The sequence below is a fragment of the Aeromonas sp. 159 genome, from assembly GCF_963862045.1.
In the GTDB taxonomy this organism is placed as follows: domain Bacteria; phylum Pseudomonadota; class Gammaproteobacteria; order Enterobacterales; family Aeromonadaceae; genus Aeromonas; species Aeromonas veronii.
This window is the reverse complement of sequence record NZ_CAWLMI010000019.1, coordinates 56,259-76,283: the sequence shown is the minus strand read 5'-3', so window position 1 is coordinate 76,283 and position 20,025 is coordinate 56,259. Positions and strand designations below refer to the sequence as shown.

The window sequence follows — 20,025 nt, the reverse complement described above, 5'->3', positions numbered from 1 at the left end:
CGACTGCGACAACCTCGGGTGGGCACTCGCAAGCTGCATTATATGCTGCAGGGTCAGGATGATGACGGGCTCAAGGTCGGGCGTGACAGGCTGTTTCAGATATTGACCGAGCACCGCCTGCTGGTGCAGCCCAGGCGGGCGTATCACAAGACCACCCACAGTTTTCACCGTTTCTACCGTCATCCCAACTTGCTCAAGGCGGGGCCAGAGCAGGTCACACCGGTGGCCCCGGAGCAGGTCTGGGTCGCTGATATCACCTATCTGCCCGCCAGGAGCGGGCCGCTGTACCTGAGCCTGGTGACGGATGCGTACTCACGCAAGATAGTGGGCCATCACGTGCACGAAGGAATGCACGCGGAGTCGGTGGCGATGGCGTTCAAGAAAGCACTGAAGCAACGGCGTGGCGGCGGTGAACTCATCCATCACTCAGACCGCGGCGTGCAGTATTGCTCGGGGCTGTATCAGTCATTACATGAACGGTACGGGGTGAAATGCTCGATGACGGATGGGTATGACTGTTACCAGAATGCGTTGGCGGAGCGGGTGAACGGGATTTTGAAAGGAGAGTTGTTGCAAAGCCCGCAGGATTTGACGCAAGCGCGGGAAATGGTGCGTGAGGCGGTGGATATTTACAACGCGGAGCGGCCGCATCATGCGTTGAAATACAGAACCCCCGATGCGGTACATAGGGGGTTCTGAGTAGAGAAATGCTAGTTGAAAATGTGTAAACCTATTTCAGGACTAGACAACTTGGTAACCGGCGTTATCAGGCAATCAGCTTGTAAATGATACCGGACATGGCGATCAGGCCGATGATGGTCACGAAGCCGTTGCTGATGTTGCCAGCGTATTTGCGCATGGCCGGAACCTTGGTGATGGCGTACATCGGCATCAGGAACAGCAGCATTGCGATGATCGGGCCGCCCAGGTCTTCAATCATGCCGAGGATGCTCGGGTTGATGGTAGCGATGGCCCAGGTGGTCAGGATCATGAACACGGCAGTGACTTTGTTCAGTTGCTTGGTGTCAACGTTCTTGCCCTTCTCGCGCAGCGCCTTGGCCATCAGGCCGTTCATGCCTTCTTGCGCCCCCAGGTAGTGACCCAGGAAGGATTTGCTGATGGCAACCATGGCGATCAGCGGAGCCACAGTACCGATAACCGGGTTATCGAAGTGGTTGGCCAGGTAGGACAGGATGGAGATGTTCTGTTCTTTGGCAGCAGCCAGGTCAGCCGGGGAGAGGCTCAGTACGCAGCTGAATACGAAGAACATAACGGTCATCACCATCATGACGTGGGCGCCCAGCAGGATGTTGCTGCACTTCTTCTCGGCACCTTCACCGTAACGACCTTTGTTGTCCACCGCGAAGGAGGAGATGATCGGGGAGTGGTTGAAGGAGAACACCATTACCGGGATAGCCAGCCACAGGGTCTTGATGAAGTCACCGTTGAAGGCGTCGGACAGGGCCGGAGCTTCAGTGATGATGGCACCGTTCCAGTGCGGGATCAGGTAGAACGCCAGACCCATCAGGGTGAGCACGAACGGGAATACCAGCACGCTCATCGCTTTGACGATAACCTGGCCGCCCAGACGAACAACCGCCATCAGACCGAGGATCAGGGCCAGTGACAGAACGGCACGGGGAGGTGCAGACATGCCCAGCTGGTGAACAATCACGCTCTCGACGGTGTTGGTGATGGCGACTGAATACATCAGCACGATCGGGTAGATGGCAAAGAAGTAGAGCAGGGTGATGAATTTGCCTGCGGTCTTGCCGAAGTGCTCTTCTACTACTTCAGTGATGTCGCCATCACGAGTAGAGCCGGACAGCACGAAGCGAGTCAGACCACGGTGAGCAAAGAAAGTCAGCGGCAGCGCCAGAATCAACATGGCAACCAGCGGCCACAGGCCACCGACACCGGCGTTGATTGGCAGAAAGAGCACACCGGCACCGATCGCGGTACCGTACAGACCCAGCATCCAGACCACATCGGCCTTGTTGACGCCGCGGGAGGTGTTGCTGGCTAAACGACCATCAGCTGCAATATTCATGTCAGACATACGTTGTTCCTGTCATCTAGGAAAATGGGATTCTTGTTTGGTCGGGCCTTGGCCCGGTTCCATCTCCCTGGAACGCCTGCTGTCCGTCCTTGATATTAACCTCTCGCCCCCCGGCAACCTGGCCATCACTCCTTGTGACAACAGGATTGCAACAAACAACAGTGCGAGATTTTGACCCTGAGGGTCGGCGCCCGTCTCACTTAACAACCGATTAACGTGCGCCACTCTTGATGGGCTGACTTTAATTAAATGCCCTTATTAATCACAGCGTTTTTTTGAATTAATCAACCAAAGTTTGATTTTGGTCGCCTTTCGGACGACCAAGATCACACTCAAAGCGCCTTATTGTGAGTTTTTTTTAACAATTCAACTTAGTTTCACTGGAATCAATGGCCTGCGAGCAGCTACATATTTGCAACAAGCCACCCGTTTAGCGCGGATTGTGTGCAGCACGGCCTTGGCGTACCCTTGTGACTCACGCCTTTTTGTTGATTGATGATGACCATTACCCGTACCGATCTCGCCGAACTGGCGGTATTTGCCGCCGTCGCCCGCCACCGTAGTTTCAGCAAGGCCGCCCTCGAACTCGGGGTCTCCGCCTCCGCCCTCAGCCACAGCCTGAAGGGGTTGGAAGCAAGGCTGGGGGTGCGGCTGCTCAACCGCAGCACCCGCGCCGTGGTACCGACCGAAGCGGGCCAGCGGCTGCTCAAGCAGCTGCTCCCCACCCTCAATACTCTTGAAGAGGCGCTTTGCGAGCTGGCCCGCAACAGCGATGAACCGGTGGGGCGACTCAAACTCTGCGCCCCCCGCGGCGCCATCGACAGCCTGCTGGCACCTGTGCTGATCGACTATCTGGCCCGTTATCCGCGGATGCAGGTGGAGGTAGTGGAGCAGGAGCTGATGCCCCAGCTGATTGAGGATGGTTACGATGCCGCGCTCTTTTATGGGGATCTGCTGCCCAAGGAGATGATCGGCATCCCCCTCGGCCCGCCCCAGCGCTATCTGGTGGTGGGCTCCCCGGCCTATCTGGCGGAGCACGGTACGCCCGAGCACCCGAGCGAGCTGAGCCGCCACGCCTGTATCGGCTATCGCCTCACCCCGCACCACCACTATCGCTGGGCCTTTGCCGCCGACGGCACCATGCTGGAGATCGAAGTAACCGGGCCGCTCACCACCAGCACCCCGGCCCTCTATCTGGGCGCCGCCGAGGCGGGGCTGGGGCTCGCCTACTGTCTGGAAGAGGAGGTGAGCCAAAAGGTCGCGGAGGGGAAACTGCTCACCGTGCTAGAGCCCTGGTGCCCCACCTTTGCCGGCTTCTACCTCTTCTATCCCAGTCGGCATCAACTGGGCAGCGGCCTGCGCATCCTGATCGACATGCTCAAGGCCCACTACCAAAACCCCGGATTAGTGAGTAATACTCAGCAATTCATCAAGTGAAACCCTGATTATCACCAAATAAGTATTAATCTAGACTAGCTGTTCGATAATCGAACTCCCCGAGAGAACAGATATGTCTGCCTATTTAACACTGCGGCAACGGGCCATGACCCGTCGCTTCTGGGCTTACGCCCTCCCCTCCATTCTTGCCATGCTGGTCTCGGGGGCCTACTACCTCATCGACGGCATCTTCGTCGGCCACTATGTCGGTGCCGCTGGCCTCGCCGGGATCAACCTGGTTTATCCGGTCATCATGGTGCTGATTGGTCTGGCCGCCATGATCAGCATGGGGGCCGCCACTGCCATCTCCTTCCAGCAAGGGGCGAAAAACGACACGCTGGCCCGTCAGGCGCTGGTCAACGCCCTCTGGCTGCTGGCCGGACTCGGGGGCGTTGCGCCGGTGCTGCTCTATTACACCCACACCGATATCCTGCTGGGGCTGGGGATTGAACAGGGCACCGACACCTGGAAACAGGCGAGCGACTACCTCACCTGGATTGGCGGCGGTACCCTGCTGCTGGCCAGCAATCTGGCGGTCCCCTATCTGCTGCGCAACGATGGCCGCCCGAAACTGGCCATGGTGCTGGTGAGCAGTGGCGCCGTGCTCAACATCATCCTCAACTACATCATGGTGGGTCGGCTGGGGCTGGGATTGATCGGTACCGCGCAAGCCACCCTGATGGCAGAGGGTGCGGTGAGCCTGATCGGCCTTGGCTACTTCTTTACCCCCTGGGCGCGGCTGCGCCTCAGCTGGCGGGATCTGGTGCCCAACCTCCCCGCCATGCCGCACCTGCTCTTTACCGGTCTGCCGAGCCTGATTGCCCAGTTCAACCTCGGCCTGCTGCTGATGCTGCACAACAGCCAGCTGATGCTGTATGGCAATGTGAAGGATCTGGCGGGTTTTACCGTGGCCGGTTACACCGAAGCTGTCTTTATCGTCATTCTGCAGGGGCTCGCCTTCGGCATTCAGCCGCTTATCAGCAAGGCGGCGGGGGCCAAGCGCCATCGCAACCTCAAGTACCTGATGGAGATGGGGCTCAAGTTCACTTTTATCTACGGCATGCTGGTGTGGCTCACCATCCAGCTGCTGCCGGGACAGGTCGCCATGCTCTATACCGGCGACAAGGATCCCGAACTGCTGGCCGCTGCCATCAGCAGCCTGACCCTCAACCTCGGCGCCATTCCGCTGGAGGGGATCATCATGTTCGGCATAGTGCTGCTGCAATCCATGGCGCGTACCCGTCAGGCGCTGGTCATCTCCATCGCCAAAACCGTGTTGCTGCTGCCGCTCATCTTCCTGCTGCCACAACTGTGGGGGCGTGATGGGGTGCTGATGGCCCAGCCCGCGACCGTACTGCTGCTCACCCTGCCGCTCTGCTGGCTGCTGTGGCGCGAGTGGCTGCGCCTGAAGATGGCCTGTGCGCCAAAAAACAAGCGTCGCCCGCAACCGGCCCGCGCACGCGCCGCCGTCCAGCTGGCCCGTTAAGGCCACCCATCCCGCGTAGCAATAAAAAACCGGCATCCATTGATGCCGGTTTTTGCTATATGGACGGGTCTACCTGCCCTTACACGAAGATTCAGGCCAGCACTTATGCCAATACTTCTGGCCTGAGCTGGGCCATCAGCCCCGGGTTGTCGGAGTAATCCACCGGGATCGCCACCACAGCAGGCCCCTCCACCGCCAGTGCGGCCCGCAGGGTGGCGCGCAGCTCGTCGGCCGAACGCACCGCGAAACCGGCCGCCCCGAACGATTCGGCATAGCGCTTGAAGTCGATGGGACCAAAAGAGACGCCGGAGGTGCGGCAATATTTCTGCTGCTCCTGCATCGCGACCATGTTGTAGCCGTTATCGACCCAGATGATGTGAACGATATTGCTCTTGAGCCGCACCGCCGTCTCCAGCTCCATGCTCGATTGCATAAAGCTGCCATCCCCCGATACCGAGATCACCTTCTCACCCGGCCGCACCAGCGCCGCACCGATGGCCCACGGCAGTGCCACCCCCATGGTCTGCTGACCATTGGAGATCAGCACCTGACGGGCGCGGAAGCTGTAGAGGTAGCGGGCAATCCAGATATGGAAGCTGCCCATGTCGACGCAGAGGGTCATGTCGTCGCGCACCAGATCCTGCAGCTCGCGCACGATACGCAAGGGGTGAACCGGATTGCCGTGCAGATCATCGGCCCGCATCGCCAGTCGCAGTCGCTGCTGGCGTACCCCTTGCAGCAGCCGATCCACCTCGGGGGGGCGGATTTTCGGATTGCCCATGATGCGGGTCAGCTGCAACAGGTTGGCGCGGATCGACCCCACCAGCTCGGCGGTCGGGCAGTAGCTGCTGTCGATATCGGCAGGCAGCACGTCGATATGGAGGATGCGCCGCTCCCGATCGCCATTCCACAGCACGGGGTCGTACTCGATGGGGCTGTAGCCGATGCAGATCACCAGATCGGCCCCCGCCAGCAGCTGATCCCCCGGCTGGTTGTTAAAGAGCCCCACCCGTCCGGCAAAGTCATCGAAGTGGCAGCTGTCCACCACCCCGGCGGCCTGATAGGTACCGGTCACCGGCAGCCGCGCCTTGTCGAGGAAGGCGCGTACCGCTTCGGCATTCTCCGGCCGGCTCGCCATCAGGCCGAGCAGCACCACCGGATTCTGGGCATTGCGCAGCAGGGTCAATGCCTGCTCCATATTCTGCTCATCGGCGCAGCCCGGCTCCGGCACCTCGCGGGGTACCAGCACATTGCCCTGCACCGGCTTGTTGATGATATCCATCGGCAGGCTGACAAAGGCCGCCCCCGGCCGCCCCAGCTCGGCGGCGCGAAAGGCATTGGCCATCACTTCCGAGATCGCCGCCCCGCTGTTGACCTGGGCACTGAACTTGGTGACCGGACGGCAGAGGTTGACCGTATCCATGCTCTGATGAGTGAGTTTGAGGCCATCGGCACGGCGCACCGCACCGCCCAGCGCCACCATGGGGTCCCCTTCCGAGGTGGCCGTCGCCAACCCGGTAATGAGGTTGGAGCAGCCTGGGCCCGAGGTGACCAGCGCCACCCCCGCCTTGCCGGTGAGGCGCCCCACGGCGGCCGCCATAAAGGCGGCATTCGCCTCGTGGCGCACCACTATGGTCTCGATGGGAGAGTCCTCCAGCGCATCGAACACCCGGTCAATCTTGGCCCCCGGGATACCGAACACCTGCTTGACCCCCTGCGCCTCCAGATGACGAACCACCAGCTCGGCACCGCACTTCCACTGTCTGTTTTCCATGTTATTGCTCCTTGTCTATTAGCCTTCGGCGGCTTGAATGGCGCGATCGAGATCGGCGGGGTTGAGGTCGGCCTGCCGGAAAGCGGGATCCGATGGCAGGGCCAGATTGAGGTGACGCACCACAGAAAGTCGCAGGGTGCCGTGGGCCATGGTGTAGTCGAGCAGATGGCCGCCCCCCTTGCGATCGGCGGTGATCATATGCTCGTGAAAGCCCGCCACATTGACTCCCTGCACGAACGGCGGGCAGCGAAAGCCCACCAGAGTCCCCGCCACCGCGGCAAAGCGGAACAGCGGCTGCTGCTCGATGGCCTCCAGCATGGGGCGATAGGGGGGCTCCTGACGCGGCACGGTACGGACCTTGGCCGTTTCAAACTGGCCGTCGAGGCGCAGGGCGACGAAGACGTTGTCGGAGCCCACCAGCCGATCCACCCACTGGTGGATCTCGTCACGGCTCAGGGGGTGATCGAAGCGACGCTCCAGACAGGGGCGAAAATGGGTCATCACCGCAAAGGGGGTCTTCTGATCGGCGCGGGCGGGCCGGGCCGAGCCATCGGAGCGCAACTGGTGGATCTGGCGCTCGAAGGCGATCAGCTCGCCATCGAGGTGGTTGAAGGTGCCAAGGCCAAAGTCGCCGTGGCGCAGCAGCTCGCTCATGGTGGTCTCCCCTTCGTAGACCCCCGCCAGCAGGGCGCTCATCAGGGAACTCTGGTAGATCTCGCCACCGTCATGCTGCCTGCGCCAGCGGGAAAACTGCTGGCTCACTTCGAGGGCACAGCTGCACCCGGCACTGTCAGATGTTGCAATATGTTCCATTCGGGTTTCACCTCCACCGTGAATCCTGTTAGCGTTCGGATCCAATGGTGACTTGGTTCACATTTCAACACCAATACGCTGATCCCATGACTTTGAGACTCAATCGATATGGAACTTCGTACGCTCCGCTACTTCATGGCCGTTGTTGAAAAGCAGAATTTCACCCGCGCAGCCGAATCACTCAACATGGCCCAGCCGCCGCTGAGCCAGCAGATCCGCAAGCTGGAGGAGACCCTGGGCACCCCGCTGCTGCGCCGTTTGACCCGCAGTGTCGAACTGACCGAGGCGGGCGAGAGCCTCTATCGGGATGCGGCGCAGATCCTGGCGCTGGCCGATGCGGCAAAACTGAAGGTAAAGCGGATTGCCCGGGGCGAGCAGGGGGCGCTGAGGATCGGATTCGCCGGGTCCACCGTGCTCCACCCTGCGGTGCTGACCCTGTTGCACGACTATAGGGAGCGCTACCCCGAGGTAGCTCTCAGCCCGCAGGAGGGCACCATGCCGGCACTGGTGGAGGCGCTGCGCAACGATCGGCTGGATGCCGCCATCTTGCGGCTCCCCTGCCGCGGTAGCGAGGGCTTTGCCCATCACCTTATCGAGCAGGAGCCGCTGCTGATCGCCCTGCCGACCAGCCATCCCAAGGCCAAGCCGGGCCCCTTGCCCCTGGCCTGCCTGAAGGACGAGAGTTTTATTCTGTTTCCCCACACCATCGGGCCCGGGCTCTATGACGGAATAGTGGGTCTCTGCCGGGAGGCGGGGTTCGAGCCTATATTGGGGCCCGAATGCCCGCAGGTGATCTCTACCGTCGGCATGGTGCAGGCGGGCTTTGGCGTGACTCTGGTGCCCAGCTCGGTGGCGGCGCTGCGCCCGCTCGGGGTCAGTTATCACCCCATTGAGGGCAACGGCATGATGACCAGCATCAGTCTGGCGACACGGCCTCACCCAAGCAGTGCCGTGCTGCGGCACTTTATCGCCCAGATCCGTGCCGCCCAGATACGACAAAGCCTCCCGAAGGAGGCCCTGTTGAACAAGCTTGAACCGGTTTGATGACCAGCTTGCCTGATGCGACTGCTTATTTGACAGTCACGCGGGCAAACTTGCGCTTGCCGACCTGATAGACGGCGGTACCGGCACCGATGAGTGCCTTGCCATCTTCCAGCTTCTCGCCATCCACCTTGACTGCGCCCTGCTTGATCATCCGCAGCGCTTCGGAGGTGGTGGCCACCAGATCGGCCTCTTTCAGCAGGTTGGCAATGGCCAGACCTTCGCCTTCCAGAGCCAGCTCGACTTCCGGCATTTCGTCCGGAATGGCGTTCTTGGAGAAACGCTGGGTGAAATCTTCGTGGGCCGCTTCGGCCGCCGCTTCGTCGTGATAACGGGCGATGATCTCTTTGGCCAGCCAGATCTTCACGTCACGCGGGTTGAGAGTACCGGCAGCGATGCCTGCCTTGAACTCTTCAATTTCGGCCAGCGGACGGAAGGAGAGCAGCTCGTAGTAGTTCCACATCAGATCGTCGGTAATGGACATGATCTTGCCGAACATCTCGCCCGGGGCGTCGTGGACGCCGATGTAGTTGCCTGCGGACTTGGACATCTTCTTGACGCCATCCAGACCCACCAGCAGCGGCATCATCAGCACGCACTGGGTCGCCATGCCGGCATCTTTTTGCAGCTCGCGGCCCATCAGCAGGTTGAACTTCTGGTCGGTACCGCCGAGCTCAACGTCCGCCTTCAGCGCGACCGAGTCATAGCCTTGCAGCAGCGGATAGAGGAATTCGTGAATCGCGATGGACTGGCCGCCGGTGTAGCGCTTTTTGAAGTCGTCGCGCTCCATCATGCGGGCCACGGTCTGCTTGGCCGCCAGCTTGATCATGCCGGTCGCACCCAGCTCGCTCAGCCAGGTCGAGTTGTACTCGATGCGGGTCTTGGCGGGGTCGAGGATCTTGAACGCCTGCTCGGCATAGGTGAGGGCGTTATGCTTGATAGCCTCTTCGGAGAGCGGTGGACGGGTAGCGTTCTTGCCGGAGGGGTCACCCACCATGGCAGTGAAGTCACCGATCAGCAGGATCACTTCATGGCCCAGATCCTGGAAGGTCTTCAGCTTGTTGAGGATCACGGTATGACCCAGGTGAATGTCGGGGGCGGTCGGGTCCATACCCAACTTGATGCGCAGCGGGCGCCCTTCCTTCAACTTGGCGACAAGTTCTTCTTCAACCAGAATTTCTTCCGCTCCGCGCTTGATCTCGGCTAGCGCCACCTCGAGCTGGGACATTTTTTGACTCTCCATCACGATTCCACAGGGCCAAACATATTACTGGAATGGCGGGCCAATTGGAAAGGCTGTAAAATCCGTCCATTCTGCCCGACTTCATCTGCTTCTCATGGTTATTTGGCACGCCTTCAACGCACTCCCCCACTGGCACCGCAAGATGGTGCTGATCTTGAGCATCATGATCATGATGCTGGCTGCCTGGCCAAGCGAACAGGCAGTAGCAACACGGGTCGATGAAAACGGCAACGAAATTGCCCTGCGGGAACCGGCCAACGACAACGCGCTGAACGACGAGCTGCCGGCCGAGGCCGCCCAGCCTGCCACCCCGCCCAAACCACGCTACATCACCAAGCAGGTGAAGGTGCGCCGTGGCGACAACATGGGGGTGATCTTCCAGCGCATTGGCCTGAGCACCACGGATCTGCACCTGATCGATCAGCTCGAGGGCAGCGATCCCCTGCGGATGCTGCAACCGGGGCAGGAGCTCACCTTCAAGCTGACCGAAGATGGCCAGTTGCACAGCCTCTATTACCCCCACAGTCTGGAGCAGGCGCTCAAGGTGAGCCGCAAGGAGGAGACCTTTGTCGCCCGCAACGTCAAGATCGCCCTCGACACCCGCGAACAGGTGAGCAAAGGCGAGATCCGCTCCAGCTTCTGGGGCGCCGCGGTGGATGCGGGGATGACCGAAGATCAGATCATGGACTTGGCCGCCATCTTCGGCTGGGACATCGACTTTGCCCAGGACTTGCAGCCGGGAGACAGCTTCCGGGTGGTCTATGAAGACAAGTTCCGCGACGACGAACGGGTCGCCTCCGGCGATATTCTGGCGGCGGAGTTCGTCAACCAGGGCACCGCCTACCGCGCCGTGCTCAATGAAGATGGCAACTACTACACCCCGGAAGGGAAGGCGATGCGCAAGAGCTTCCTGCGCGCGCCGGTCAACTTCAAATACATCAGCTCCAACTTCAACCCGCGCCGCCTCCATCCGGTGACCGGCAAGATCCGCCCCCATAACGGCATCGACTATGTGGCGCCGGTGGGCACCCCCATCATGGCAGCGGGCTCCGGCAGCGTGGTGGCCGCCGGTTACAACCAGTTCAACGGCAACTACGTCTTTATCAAGCATGCCGGCAACTATGTGACCAAGTACCTGCACCTCTCCAAGCGCACCGTCAACAAGGGGCAGCGGGTGAAGCAGGGGCAGACCATCGGCACTCTGGGTGGCACCGGTCGCGTCACCGGCCCGCACCTGCACTACGAGTTCGTGGTGGGCGGCATTCACAAGAACCCGCGCACCCTCACCCTGCCGCAGGCAGAGACCCTGAGCGGACGCGAGCTGGCCAACTTCAAAAAGCTGGCGATGCCGCAACTGGCCAAGCTCGACAACCCCGAGCTACAGCTGGCCCAGAACAAGCGGGAGAGTCGCGGCAACTAAGCCATCAGGGCTGGCAGGGTGAAGGCCCTGCCAGCCCCTTTTATTGAGCCCGCGCCAGGCAATCGGATTGAAATGAGTCCACTTTCAGGCATAAGATGAAATGGAACACTGGGAGCGGCATGTGGCACGGAAGCAAGGGCTTATCTATCCTGTCTCTCTCACTCTTTTTCCGGTCCGCATTGAGGATGCAACATGGTTGAGCGTTATATCGGTCTGATGTCAAAGACCACGCCATGTGGCATGGGATGAAAGCCGTTCCCCTCTTCACCCTCTCTGCACACCGCATTTTCAAGCAGCAATGTAAGGAGACACCATGGCTGAGCGCTATATCGGTCTGATGTCGGGAACCAGCATGGACGGCATTGATGCCGTGCTGGTGATGATCGCCGGGGATGAACTGCGGGTCGAAGCGGCACTTTGTCACCCCTGGCCGCAAGAGACCGCCCGCACGCTGCATGCACTCTGCACCCCGGGCGACAACGAAATCGACCGCATGGGGGTGGCCGATAATCTGGTGGCGCGAGAGTTTGCCGCCGCCACCCACGCGCTGCTGGCCAAGGCGAAGCTTGAGCCCAAAGATATTCGCGCCATCGGCAGCCACGGCCAGACTATCCGCCATCGCCCCCAGCTCGGCTTTACCCTGCAGATCGGCAACGCCGCCCTGCTGGCCGCCCTGACCGGCATCGACGTTATCGCCGATTTTCGCACCATGGATATGGCCCTCGGCGGTCAGGGGGCGCCGCTGGTGCCTGCTTTCCATCAGGCGCTGTTTGCCAAGCCCGGCGCCCTGCGGGTGGTACTGAACCTCGGCGGCATCGCCAATATCTCGGTGCTGCCGGGCAATCCGGGCGGGGTATATGGTTTTGATACCGGCCCGGCCAACACCCTGCTCGATGGCTGGTATCGCCGCCATCAGCCCCACGGCGGCAGCTATGACGCCGGTGGCAAATGGGCCGCCAGTGGCAAGCCCATCCCGGCCCTGCTGGAGAAACTGCTGGCCCACCCCTATTTCGCAGCCCCCGCCCCCAAGAGCACCGGACGAGAGATGTTTACCCTCGATTGGCTCGATGGGGAGCTGGCAGGCACTTCATACGCCCCCGTGGATGTGCAGCGCACCCTGCAGGCGCTCACCAGCCACAGCATCGCCCGCCAACTGCCCGCCCGGCCCGAATCAGTCGGTGCCAGCCAGCCGAAAGCCGAGCTGTTTGTCTGCGGCGGCGGTGCCCATAATGCCCCCTTGCTGAAGGAGCTGGCCAGCCTGCTGCCTGCATGGCGCATCGCCAGCACAGCCGAGCTGGGCCTTGCCCCCGACTGGGTAGAAGGCGCAGCCTTTGCTTGGCTGGCCATGTGCTTTGTTCACCGCAAGCCGGGCAACCTGCCCGCCGTCACCGGCGCCAGCCGTCCGGCCGTGCTGGGTGCCCTCTATCCCGCCTGAGTGATGACAAGGGGGCTGCGGATCAGTGTGCTCCCTTGAACAGACGCACAACCTGTTGCCGGATCGGTGCAAACAGCGGGGGCTTTGGCGGCTCCAGATTGATATGGCGCCGCCCGGCACGGGTTTCACAGCGAAGCAGATTCTGGATGTAGTGGTGGTGGGAGCGATGGATCAGCTGTGAAGCCTGATACGCCCACAGTCTGGGCACGCCCCACAGGGTGCTGGCAATCGCACCGACGATGCAGAAGAAAGCGGGCTCCTGAATTCCCATCCGGCTGGCGTTCTCCAGCGCCTCCTTGAGCGAGTTGGAGTGGGCAATACAGGTCATGATATTGACCATGAAGGCGTCGTAATCATCCTCCCCACCCTTGCCAACACGCGCCGTCAGGGTCGCCGCGGGCTGATAACCAAACTGATGGCCGATATTTTCCAACACCGTATTACGCTGGCGGATCACCTTGCCATAAAACATCAGCATCACCATGCAGTCGATCGCCTTGCACAACGCCTCGTAGTGGGGATGGCTCTTCTTGGGACGCGGCGCCGTGGCGAGAGCCAGCTCTTCAGAGATGGCCAGCAGGCCCACAGGTACGGCGGTGCTGACAAACGAGAGATCAATCGACAGTTCCAGCCCCTCCTCCCCTTCCATGCGGGCCACAATCACATGTTCGCCAAACAGCCGACGCTGGCGCTCGATAAAGGCACCAAAGACCAGATCACGAAACTGCTTTTGCGGATAAGGGGTATCGAGCAGGCTCTCGATGGTCATGATGGCGGCGGATACCCGGCCGCGCAGTCGATAATCGGCAGGAATGGGAAAGCTCTTTCCCAGGCGAGGAGGTAACCGCTGCCCAGATGTTTGACAATACATATCGCCCAGAACGAAACCCAGCATAAATCCTCCACAGTCAGGTAATGATGATCGCGACGCGATCTCGCTTGCCAATCCTGGGCAATGGCCTGCCGGTGCATCGATGCTCTCCGTCAGGGCTCCTTGATCACCTTATTAATCATACGATTAATAGCGAGTAAAAAAAGCGACCTGACTCGCAATCACGCCAATAATTAACAGTTTCATCAAGAAACCATAAAAAGTGGTCAATAAATCCATTTTTTTACGCATTTCCCTTTAAAAACAGCATATTGAAATTTATGCCTGCGAAATCATCTGAACTGTTCCCGAGCCCTAAAAACCATCCCAATCATCACAACCAGCCACAGATAAGAGGGAGCTCGGACAAAGCCACAGAAAAGTGGAAAAAGCGACGACGCGGGGCAACCCCACCCATCGGGGGATGCAACCGGCGTGAAGATAAGCGGATTGCCACCACCTCCCCTTCCTCATCTAGCGCCATATTTCATCCATCGCCATCTCTTATCGAGCGCCCCCGCTCCTGCACACCGTCACGCCAACGCCATGATCCCCACTCCTGTGCAGCAGGAGCAGATCCGCCGTGCAAATTCATGGCATAGAATTTTATGGCGTTAATAACAGATCCCGGCTGCCAGCAAGGCATCATCGAGTATGCCGGAATAATCATTAACAGAGAGGAATGCAAAAGCCGTGAATTATATTCCAGAGGTATCTTTAATAAGGTGGATATGCATATTCACGGGAAGTTTCATAGCCCCTTAAAAGAGCTGAAAACAGATATCCATGCACCATAATATGCATTATTTGCACATCGGCGCATAATATTAACCCTTTATTCACACGCCAATATCCCGAAGAGGGGGAGAGCAAACCCAGTCAGGACAAGGTTTTCCGCCGGTTCGGCACCATTTGCGCACGAATTGGCTACGATTTCGGGTGAATTGAATAGCAATATGCTTAAATTTGCACCCATTGAGCCATCTCATAGAAATGCAATCAGCGGTTTGCAACTCCTGATAGCCACTCATAGAATCGCAGCGTCTGAAATATCTACCCTGTCCTCTTCTCCCTTATTCCTCTCAGTAATTGAGTGGGTCACAAATAATAACTGGGGATGCCGCCGTTGGCGCAGTGGCCATGGCGCACAACAAGATGGGGTAAACCTGTACCTGAATAAACAACAAATATTAAAAAGAGGCATATCTATGAGTGGCACCATCATCAAGTCGGCAAGAAATACCCCCCATGCACCCCAGGATCTGGGCCCCTGCACCCAAACGGTGGCGTTTTCTCATTACAACAATATCTCGGCCCAGCTGCCGGTCGATCCGGCCACCGGCAAGATGGTGAGCGGCGATGTCACCGCGCAGGCCAGACAGTGCCTGAGCAACCTCAAGGCGATCATCGAGAGCATCGGCCATGTGATGGACGATATGGTCAAAGCCACCATCTTCCTGAAAGAGATGGCGGATCTGGAGGCGGTCAACGCCGTCTATCGCGAATTCTTCCCGGGCTATCTGCCGACCCGCACCACCCTCGCCGTTGCCGCCCTGCCGCTGGGCGCTCTGGTGCAGATCGATGCCATCATCTCCAACGGCGAAGGCACCTTCCCGCAAGCCCCCTGCCCGCTGATTAAACTGGCCCGCAACAGTGACAAGGCGCCGCACAATCCGCTCTCCACCCATACCGTGGCCTTCTCCCACTACAACAATATCGGCGCCCAGCTGCCGGTCGAGGCCGCCTCGGGCCAACTGGTCGCCGGTGGCATCAAGGAGCAGGCGGGTCAGTGCCTGCGCAACATCAAGCACGTGCTGGAGAGCATCGACGTGCCGTTTGACGATATCGTCAAGGTCACCGTCTATCTGACCGATCTGGCCGATCTGGAGGCCGTCAACGAGGTCTACACCACCTTCTTCCCCGACTCCGCCATTGCCCGCGCCGTTGCCTATCTGCCCGCCCGCTCTGTGGTCAGTGCCGCTGCCCTGCCCATGGGGGCGCGGGTGCAGATGGATGCGGTCATCTCCCACGGTGACGGCACCCCGCCGCAACTGGTGGAAGATCGTCACAATCTGGTGATCCGTGCCCGCAATACCGACAAGGCACCGCGCAGCCCGCTCCATTGCCAGACCGTCGCCTTCTCCCACTACAACCATCTCTCTGCGCAGTTACCGATAGACCCCGCCACTGGCAAGATCCTGGCTGGCTGCATCAAGGAGCAGACCGCCCAGTGCCTGAGCAATATCAAGGCGATTGTGGAGAGCATCGGCCATGTGATGGACGATATCGTCAAGGTCAATATCCAGCTCGGCAATATCGCGGATCTGGATGCGGTCAACGCCATCTACACCAAATATTTCCCGGGTTATCTGCCTGCCCGCACCGTGATTGGCGTGAGCGAACTGCCCGCCGGTGCCCTGGTGCAAATTGATGCGGTGATGTCCAACGCGGAAAGCACCCCGCCGCAGGTGTCATGTTGCGGTAAATAAAAAAGAGACCGGCTATATGCCGGTCTCTTTTTACATGCCTGACAAAGGGATGGCTCCTCAGCCCTCGATATCGCGGTTCCTGATCGCCACTCTGACCGCCTCTGCCGTGGTGGCCACACCGAGTCGACGGCGGGCACTGCGCAGATGGTTCTCAACCGTGCGCACCGAGAGTTTCAGGGTGGTGGCGATATCGGCATGGCGCCAACCCCGGGAGACCCACTCCAGCACTTCGCGCTCGCGCCCAGTGAGCCCACGCTCGTGACCCGCTACCGGCATCTCCATCAGCCGACGAGCTGCATGAAAAGCCGCCGCCGCGATCAGCGCAAGGCCAACCCGAGTGTGGGAGCTGGCATCGATCTGATCGCCACCAAAGCTCATCGCCCCTTCCAGTCCCAACGGCCCATAGACGGGTACCTGCAAGCCATGTCGGCCCGGCCCCTCAGGCTGGCGAACGATACGGTACTGCTCGCCAACGGCACCAACCGTTTTGCTCCAGAAGAAGGGCTGGTCTCGCTCCCTGATATGCATCGCCATCGGACACTCGCGCATATAGGCATGCAGGTCGACCGCCTCGCCGCTCTCCAGCCACTCCCCCTCCAGCCAATAGAGGTGCTCGACCACCCCCTCCTCGCTGGCACTGATGGAGAAGAGCGCAAAGCGGTGATACCCCAGCGGGGTGGCAAAAGCGCGCACCAGCTGCTGGATCTCCTCCAGCCGCTGGCACCCTTCCAGCGCCACCGCGACCTGCAATGCATTCGCTGGCGATGACGACAACCTCATCGCTTGGCAACCGCCTCCAGCAAGGTGGTAGCGGCCAGCTTGCCGAGGTTATTGCCTGCCAGCGGGCTGTCACCGGTCAGCAGATTGCGATCCCGGCACACCTCTCCCGAGATGCCGTTGTTGACGGTCTCGAAGCCAATCTCTTTGAGCTTCTCGCCAAACTTCCAGGTGAGGTGGCCAGGCATATAGCCAATTGCCGGGGTCTGGGCATCCAGCTCATCGGGGAAAGCGCAGATCTTGTAGCCCGCGAAGGTCTCTGGATTGGCCACCGCCAGCAGCGCAGCAGGCCCGTGACAGAGGGAGATGATGAAGCGATCGTTGGCCATCGCCCACTCCAGCAACGCTTTCACCTCGGCACTCTGCGGCAACCCCATCAGGGCGCCGTGGCCGCCGGGAATAAAGACGCCGATATAGTCCGAGTCAGCGGCCAGCGCCTGCTTCAGCAGGTCGGCCAGCTTGGCCGGTTGGCGGAACTGCGCCTGATATTTGGCATAGAGCCCCAACACCTCTTCATCTTCGCCGGGCATGGCCCACCACTCGAACTTGACCGGATTGCCGGAAAGGGTGGCCACGTCAAAGGCAAAGCCCGCCTTGTCGAGGTGATACATGGGCAACAGGGTTTCGACCGGATGGTTACCGGTGGAAAACAGGGTGCCGTTGTCGGTGGGCAGATAACGCTCATCGGCACCGATCAGCAGGATCTTCCAGCGCCCCTCCCGATAGGGAGCGGGATAGTCGGCCCCGGCAAGGTCAGATTTGCGCGAGGTGAACTGGCTCAGGGAGTAGGGCGATGGGAAGAAGGCATTCTGCTCTGCCGGATCCGGGGTTGGTTGTTTATCGTCAACAAGCATGTCGGTCATGGGTCAGGCTCCAGTAGTGGTGGACTCGGTCTCACAGTATTGACTGTCAGAGAGCAAGTAAATGAGGGTTTTCCCTCAACCGCCATGACTATGGCAAGAGGTGTGACCACGCTGCGACAAAACCTGAACAGAGCGCCCGCCAGACTTAGGGCATCGCGGCAAATGCCCTGACGATGGCATCCATGACCGCCCTGACCCGCGCGGCATGCTGCACATCCTGATGGGTCACCAGCCACACATCGTAGGATTGCTCTAATTGCCGCTCGGGCCAGACCCGCACCAACCCGGCTTGCTCGGCGAGCGGAACCGCCACCTCGCCAAGCCCCAGCCCCATCAACAGGGCCTGACGCAGCATCAGGCTGGTATTGACCCCCGCGGCGACCGTGGCCCCCTTGACCGCCTCTTCGAGCATCATTGGCGAGCGCGCGCTCTGCCAGTGGGGCTCATACACCACCAGCGAATGGCCCGCAAAACCGGTGCCCGCTTCGGGTATACCATGGCGAGCCAGATAGTCGGCGGAGGCATACAACCCGACCGGCCAGGAGGCCAGCTTGCGAATAATCAGGTCGGGATTGTCCGGCTTCACCGTCCGGATCGCGATATCCGCTTCCCGCAGCGACAGATTGACCACCTGGGTCGAGGTATTGAGGATGACCCTGATATCGGGATAACGCTGATGCAGCTCGGTCAGGGCCGGTATCAAAAAATCCATCCCCAGGGTGTCTGTGGTCGCCACGCTGACCTCCCCGACCAGACGGTTGTCGACCCCTTGCGCCGCCCGCACGAAATCAATGGCCGCCAGCTCCATCTGCTGGGCGCTGGCCAGCACTATCTCTCCGACATTAGTCAGCACATACCCTTTGGATGTGCGGAGAAACAGCGTGGCCGCCAGACGATGCTCCAGTGCGGCAATCCGCCTGCCAATGGTGGCCTGATCGACCCCGACCACACGGGCTGCGCCCCTCAGGCTCCCCTCCCGATGCAACGCCAGAAAAATTTTCGCATCATCCCAGTTCATCACGACTCCCGGTTGGAATGCATTTTTGCATTACAGGTGAGGGATAATACTGCGTTTATTCATCAGCAATCTCCACTATCTTGGTGCTCATCCCACTCGGGGAACCTCATATCACCTCGTTACAGGAGCCGCTGATGCATAACGCCTATTCCATTCCCGCCACCATGAGCGCGGTAGAAATTACCCAGCCAGGTGGCCCCGATGTCTTGCAACTGACCACCCGCGCCACACCGGCGCCCAAGCCCGATGAGGTTTTGATCCGGCACTATGCGACCGGCATCAATGGGCCGGATGTGATGCAGCGCAAAGGGCTCTACCCGCCTCCGGCAGGGGCATCGGATATTCCCGGGCTGGAGGTCGCCGGGGTCGTGGTCGCCAAGGGGGAGCAGGTGGACCATCTCAAGATTGGCGACAAGGTCGCCGCACTGATTTCGGGTGGCGGCTATGCCGAATACAGCGTCGCCCACCAGAGCAATGTCCTGCCCCTGCCGCCCGGATTGAGCTTTGTCGAAGCCGCGGCACTGCCGGAAACCTTTATGACGGTCTGGTCAAATATGTTTGAACGGGGCCAGTTTAAAAAAGGCGACATCATCTTGATTCATGGCGGCGCCTCCGGCATCGGCACGACCGCCACCATGCTGGCCAAGGCATTTGGCGCCGCCAAAATCATCACCACGGTCGGCTCACCCGAGCAGCAGGCCGCCAGCATCAAGCTGGGCGCCGATGTGGCCGTACTCTACAAGGAGGAGGATTTTGTCGAGGCCGTGCATGCCGCCACCGATGGCCATGGCGCCGACATCATTCTCGATATCATTGGCGGGGAGTATGTCGCGCGCAACTATGCGGCGGCCGCCATCAATGGTCGCATAGTCCAGATCGGCATTATTGCGGGCGCCGCCCCCAATCTGGATCTGTTTCCCATGCTGCAAAAGCGGCTGACCCATATCGGATCCACCCTGCGCTCGCGTACTCCGCAAGAAAAAGCCGAACTGATTGCCCAGTTGCAAACTCATGTCTGGCCATTTATCGAACGTGGCGAGGTCAAACCGCAGGTTTACCAGACCTTCCCGCTGCATGAGGCCGCCGCCGCCCACCATTTGCTGGATTCAGGCCGTCATATCGGCAAGCTGGTATTAACCATGGCGCCGTTGTCGTCAGATTGATAAAGCCCATCGTGGAGCAGGCCGAGGTGGATGCGGTGATATCCAACGCGGAAAGTCTCCCGCCGCAGGCGTAAGGGTTGCGGAAATAAAAAAGAGACCGGCTATATGCCGGTCTCTTTTTAGGTAACAGGAAGGG

At 60.1% G+C, this 20,025-nt stretch carries 16 protein-coding genes; 8 read left to right on the top strand and 8 right to left on the bottom strand.

What is annotated here, in order from left to right; translation table 11 throughout:
* Positions 1-699 (top strand): IS3 family transposase (locus tag AACR14_RS04285; RefSeq protein ID WP_156808769.1); only part of this gene is annotated, 699 nt, incomplete at its 5' end.
* A 67-nt stretch (positions 700-766) separates the two neighbouring features.
* On the opposite strand, the gene AACR14_RS04280 is transcribed toward AACR14_RS04285, so the two are convergent.
* Positions 767-2,059, bottom strand: coding sequence for an HAAAP family serine/threonine permease (locus tag AACR14_RS04280; RefSeq protein ID WP_005338498.1), 1,293 nt, complete (start codon positions 2,057-2,059; stop codon positions 767-769).
* Positions 2,060-2,557: 498 nt separating this feature from the next.
* On the opposite strand from AACR14_RS04280, the gene AACR14_RS04275 reads away from it, so the two are divergent.
* Positions 2,558-3,496: a LysR family transcriptional regulator gene (locus AACR14_RS04275; RefSeq protein WP_050547823.1), complete on the top strand. Its 939-nt coding sequence runs from the start codon at positions 2,558-2,560 to the stop codon at positions 3,494-3,496.
* A gap of 73 nt (positions 3,497-3,569) precedes the next feature.
* Entirely contained in the window at positions 3,570-4,982 is a 1,413-nt protein-coding gene (locus AACR14_RS04270; RefSeq protein ID WP_019445251.1) for an MATE family efflux transporter, read from the top strand.
* 103 nt (positions 4,983-5,085) lie between these two features.
* Here the strand turns inward: AACR14_RS04270 and alsS are convergent, their stop codons facing one another.
* Complete coding sequence (gene alsS / locus AACR14_RS04265) at positions 5,086-6,756, bottom strand: acetolactate synthase AlsS (protein ID WP_005338504.1); 1,671 nt, start codon at positions 6,754-6,756, stop codon at positions 5,086-5,088.
* Between the two features lie 18 nt (positions 6,757-6,774).
* Positions 6,775-7,569: an acetolactate decarboxylase gene (gene budA, locus AACR14_RS04260; protein ID WP_005338506.1), complete on the bottom strand. Its 795-nt coding sequence runs from the start codon at positions 7,567-7,569 to the stop codon at positions 6,775-6,777.
* Between the two features lie 108 nt (positions 7,570-7,677).
* Between budA and AACR14_RS04255 the strand changes: the two genes are divergently transcribed.
* Positions 7,678-8,613: a LysR family transcriptional regulator gene (locus tag AACR14_RS04255; RefSeq protein WP_026034921.1), complete on the top strand. Its 936-nt coding sequence runs from the start codon at positions 7,678-7,680 to the stop codon at positions 8,611-8,613.
* A gap of 25 nt (positions 8,614-8,638) precedes the next feature.
* Here AACR14_RS04255 and tyrS read toward each other — a convergent pair whose 3' ends face one another.
* Positions 8,639-9,838, bottom strand: a complete 1,200-nt coding sequence (gene tyrS, locus AACR14_RS04250) for a tyrosine--tRNA ligase (RefSeq protein WP_019445249.1) — start codon at positions 9,836-9,838, stop codon at positions 8,639-8,641.
* A gap of 109 nt (positions 9,839-9,947) precedes the next feature.
* On the opposite strand from tyrS, the gene AACR14_RS04245 reads away from it, so the two are divergent.
* Positions 9,948-11,273, top strand: coding sequence for a peptidoglycan DD-metalloendopeptidase family protein (locus AACR14_RS04245; protein WP_019445248.1), 1,326 nt, complete (start codon positions 9,948-9,950; stop codon positions 11,271-11,273).
* A 313-nt stretch (positions 11,274-11,586) separates the two neighbouring features.
* Positions 11,587-12,708 (top strand): anhydro-N-acetylmuramic acid kinase, encoded by a 1,122-nt coding sequence (locus AACR14_RS04240; RefSeq protein ID WP_019445247.1) that lies wholly within the window; start codon positions 11,587-11,589, stop codon positions 12,706-12,708.
* Between the two features lie 22 nt (positions 12,709-12,730).
* Here the strand turns inward: AACR14_RS04240 and AACR14_RS04235 are convergent, their stop codons facing one another.
* The gene (locus AACR14_RS04235) at positions 12,731-13,603 is read right to left on the bottom strand and encodes a hypothetical protein (protein WP_019445246.1); all 873 of its coding nucleotides are present in this window, start codon (positions 13,601-13,603) and stop codon (positions 12,731-12,733) included.
* Positions 13,604-14,787: 1,184 nt separating this feature from the next.
* Here AACR14_RS04235 and AACR14_RS04230 point away from each other — a divergent pair.
* Entirely contained in the window at positions 14,788-16,068 is a 1,281-nt protein-coding gene (locus tag AACR14_RS04230) for a RidA family protein (protein WP_019445244.1), read from the top strand.
* A gap of 57 nt (positions 16,069-16,125) precedes the next feature.
* Here AACR14_RS04230 and AACR14_RS04225 read toward each other — a convergent pair whose 3' ends face one another.
* The 3 genes from AACR14_RS04225 to AACR14_RS04215 all read right to left on the bottom strand — a co-directional run bounded on the left by AACR14_RS04225 (position 16,126) and on the right by AACR14_RS04215 (position 18,726).
* Positions 16,126-16,848, bottom strand: a complete 723-nt coding sequence (locus AACR14_RS04225) for a PA1136 family autoinducer-binding transcriptional regulator (protein WP_083851936.1) — start codon at positions 16,846-16,848, stop codon at positions 16,126-16,128.
* The gene (hchA, locus tag AACR14_RS04220) at positions 16,845-17,708 is read right to left on the bottom strand and encodes a glyoxalase III HchA (RefSeq protein ID WP_019445242.1); all 864 of its coding nucleotides are present in this window, start codon (positions 17,706-17,708) and stop codon (positions 16,845-16,847) included. The genes AACR14_RS04225 and hchA overlap by 4 nt, the downstream gene beginning before the upstream one ends.
* A 145-nt stretch (positions 17,709-17,853) precedes the next feature.
* Positions 17,854-18,726, bottom strand: coding sequence for a LysR family transcriptional regulator (locus tag AACR14_RS04215; protein ID WP_019445241.1), 873 nt, complete (start codon positions 18,724-18,726; stop codon positions 17,854-17,856).
* 134 nt (positions 18,727-18,860) lie between these two features.
* On the opposite strand from AACR14_RS04215, the gene AACR14_RS04210 reads away from it, so the two are divergent.
* Positions 18,861-19,889 carry an NAD(P)H-quinone oxidoreductase gene (locus AACR14_RS04210; protein ID WP_019445240.1) on the top strand — a complete coding sequence of 343 codons (1,029 nt, stop codon included), beginning with the start codon at positions 18,861-18,863 and terminating at the stop codon, positions 19,887-19,889.
* The last annotated feature ends 136 nt before the right edge of the window (positions 19,890-20,025 follow it).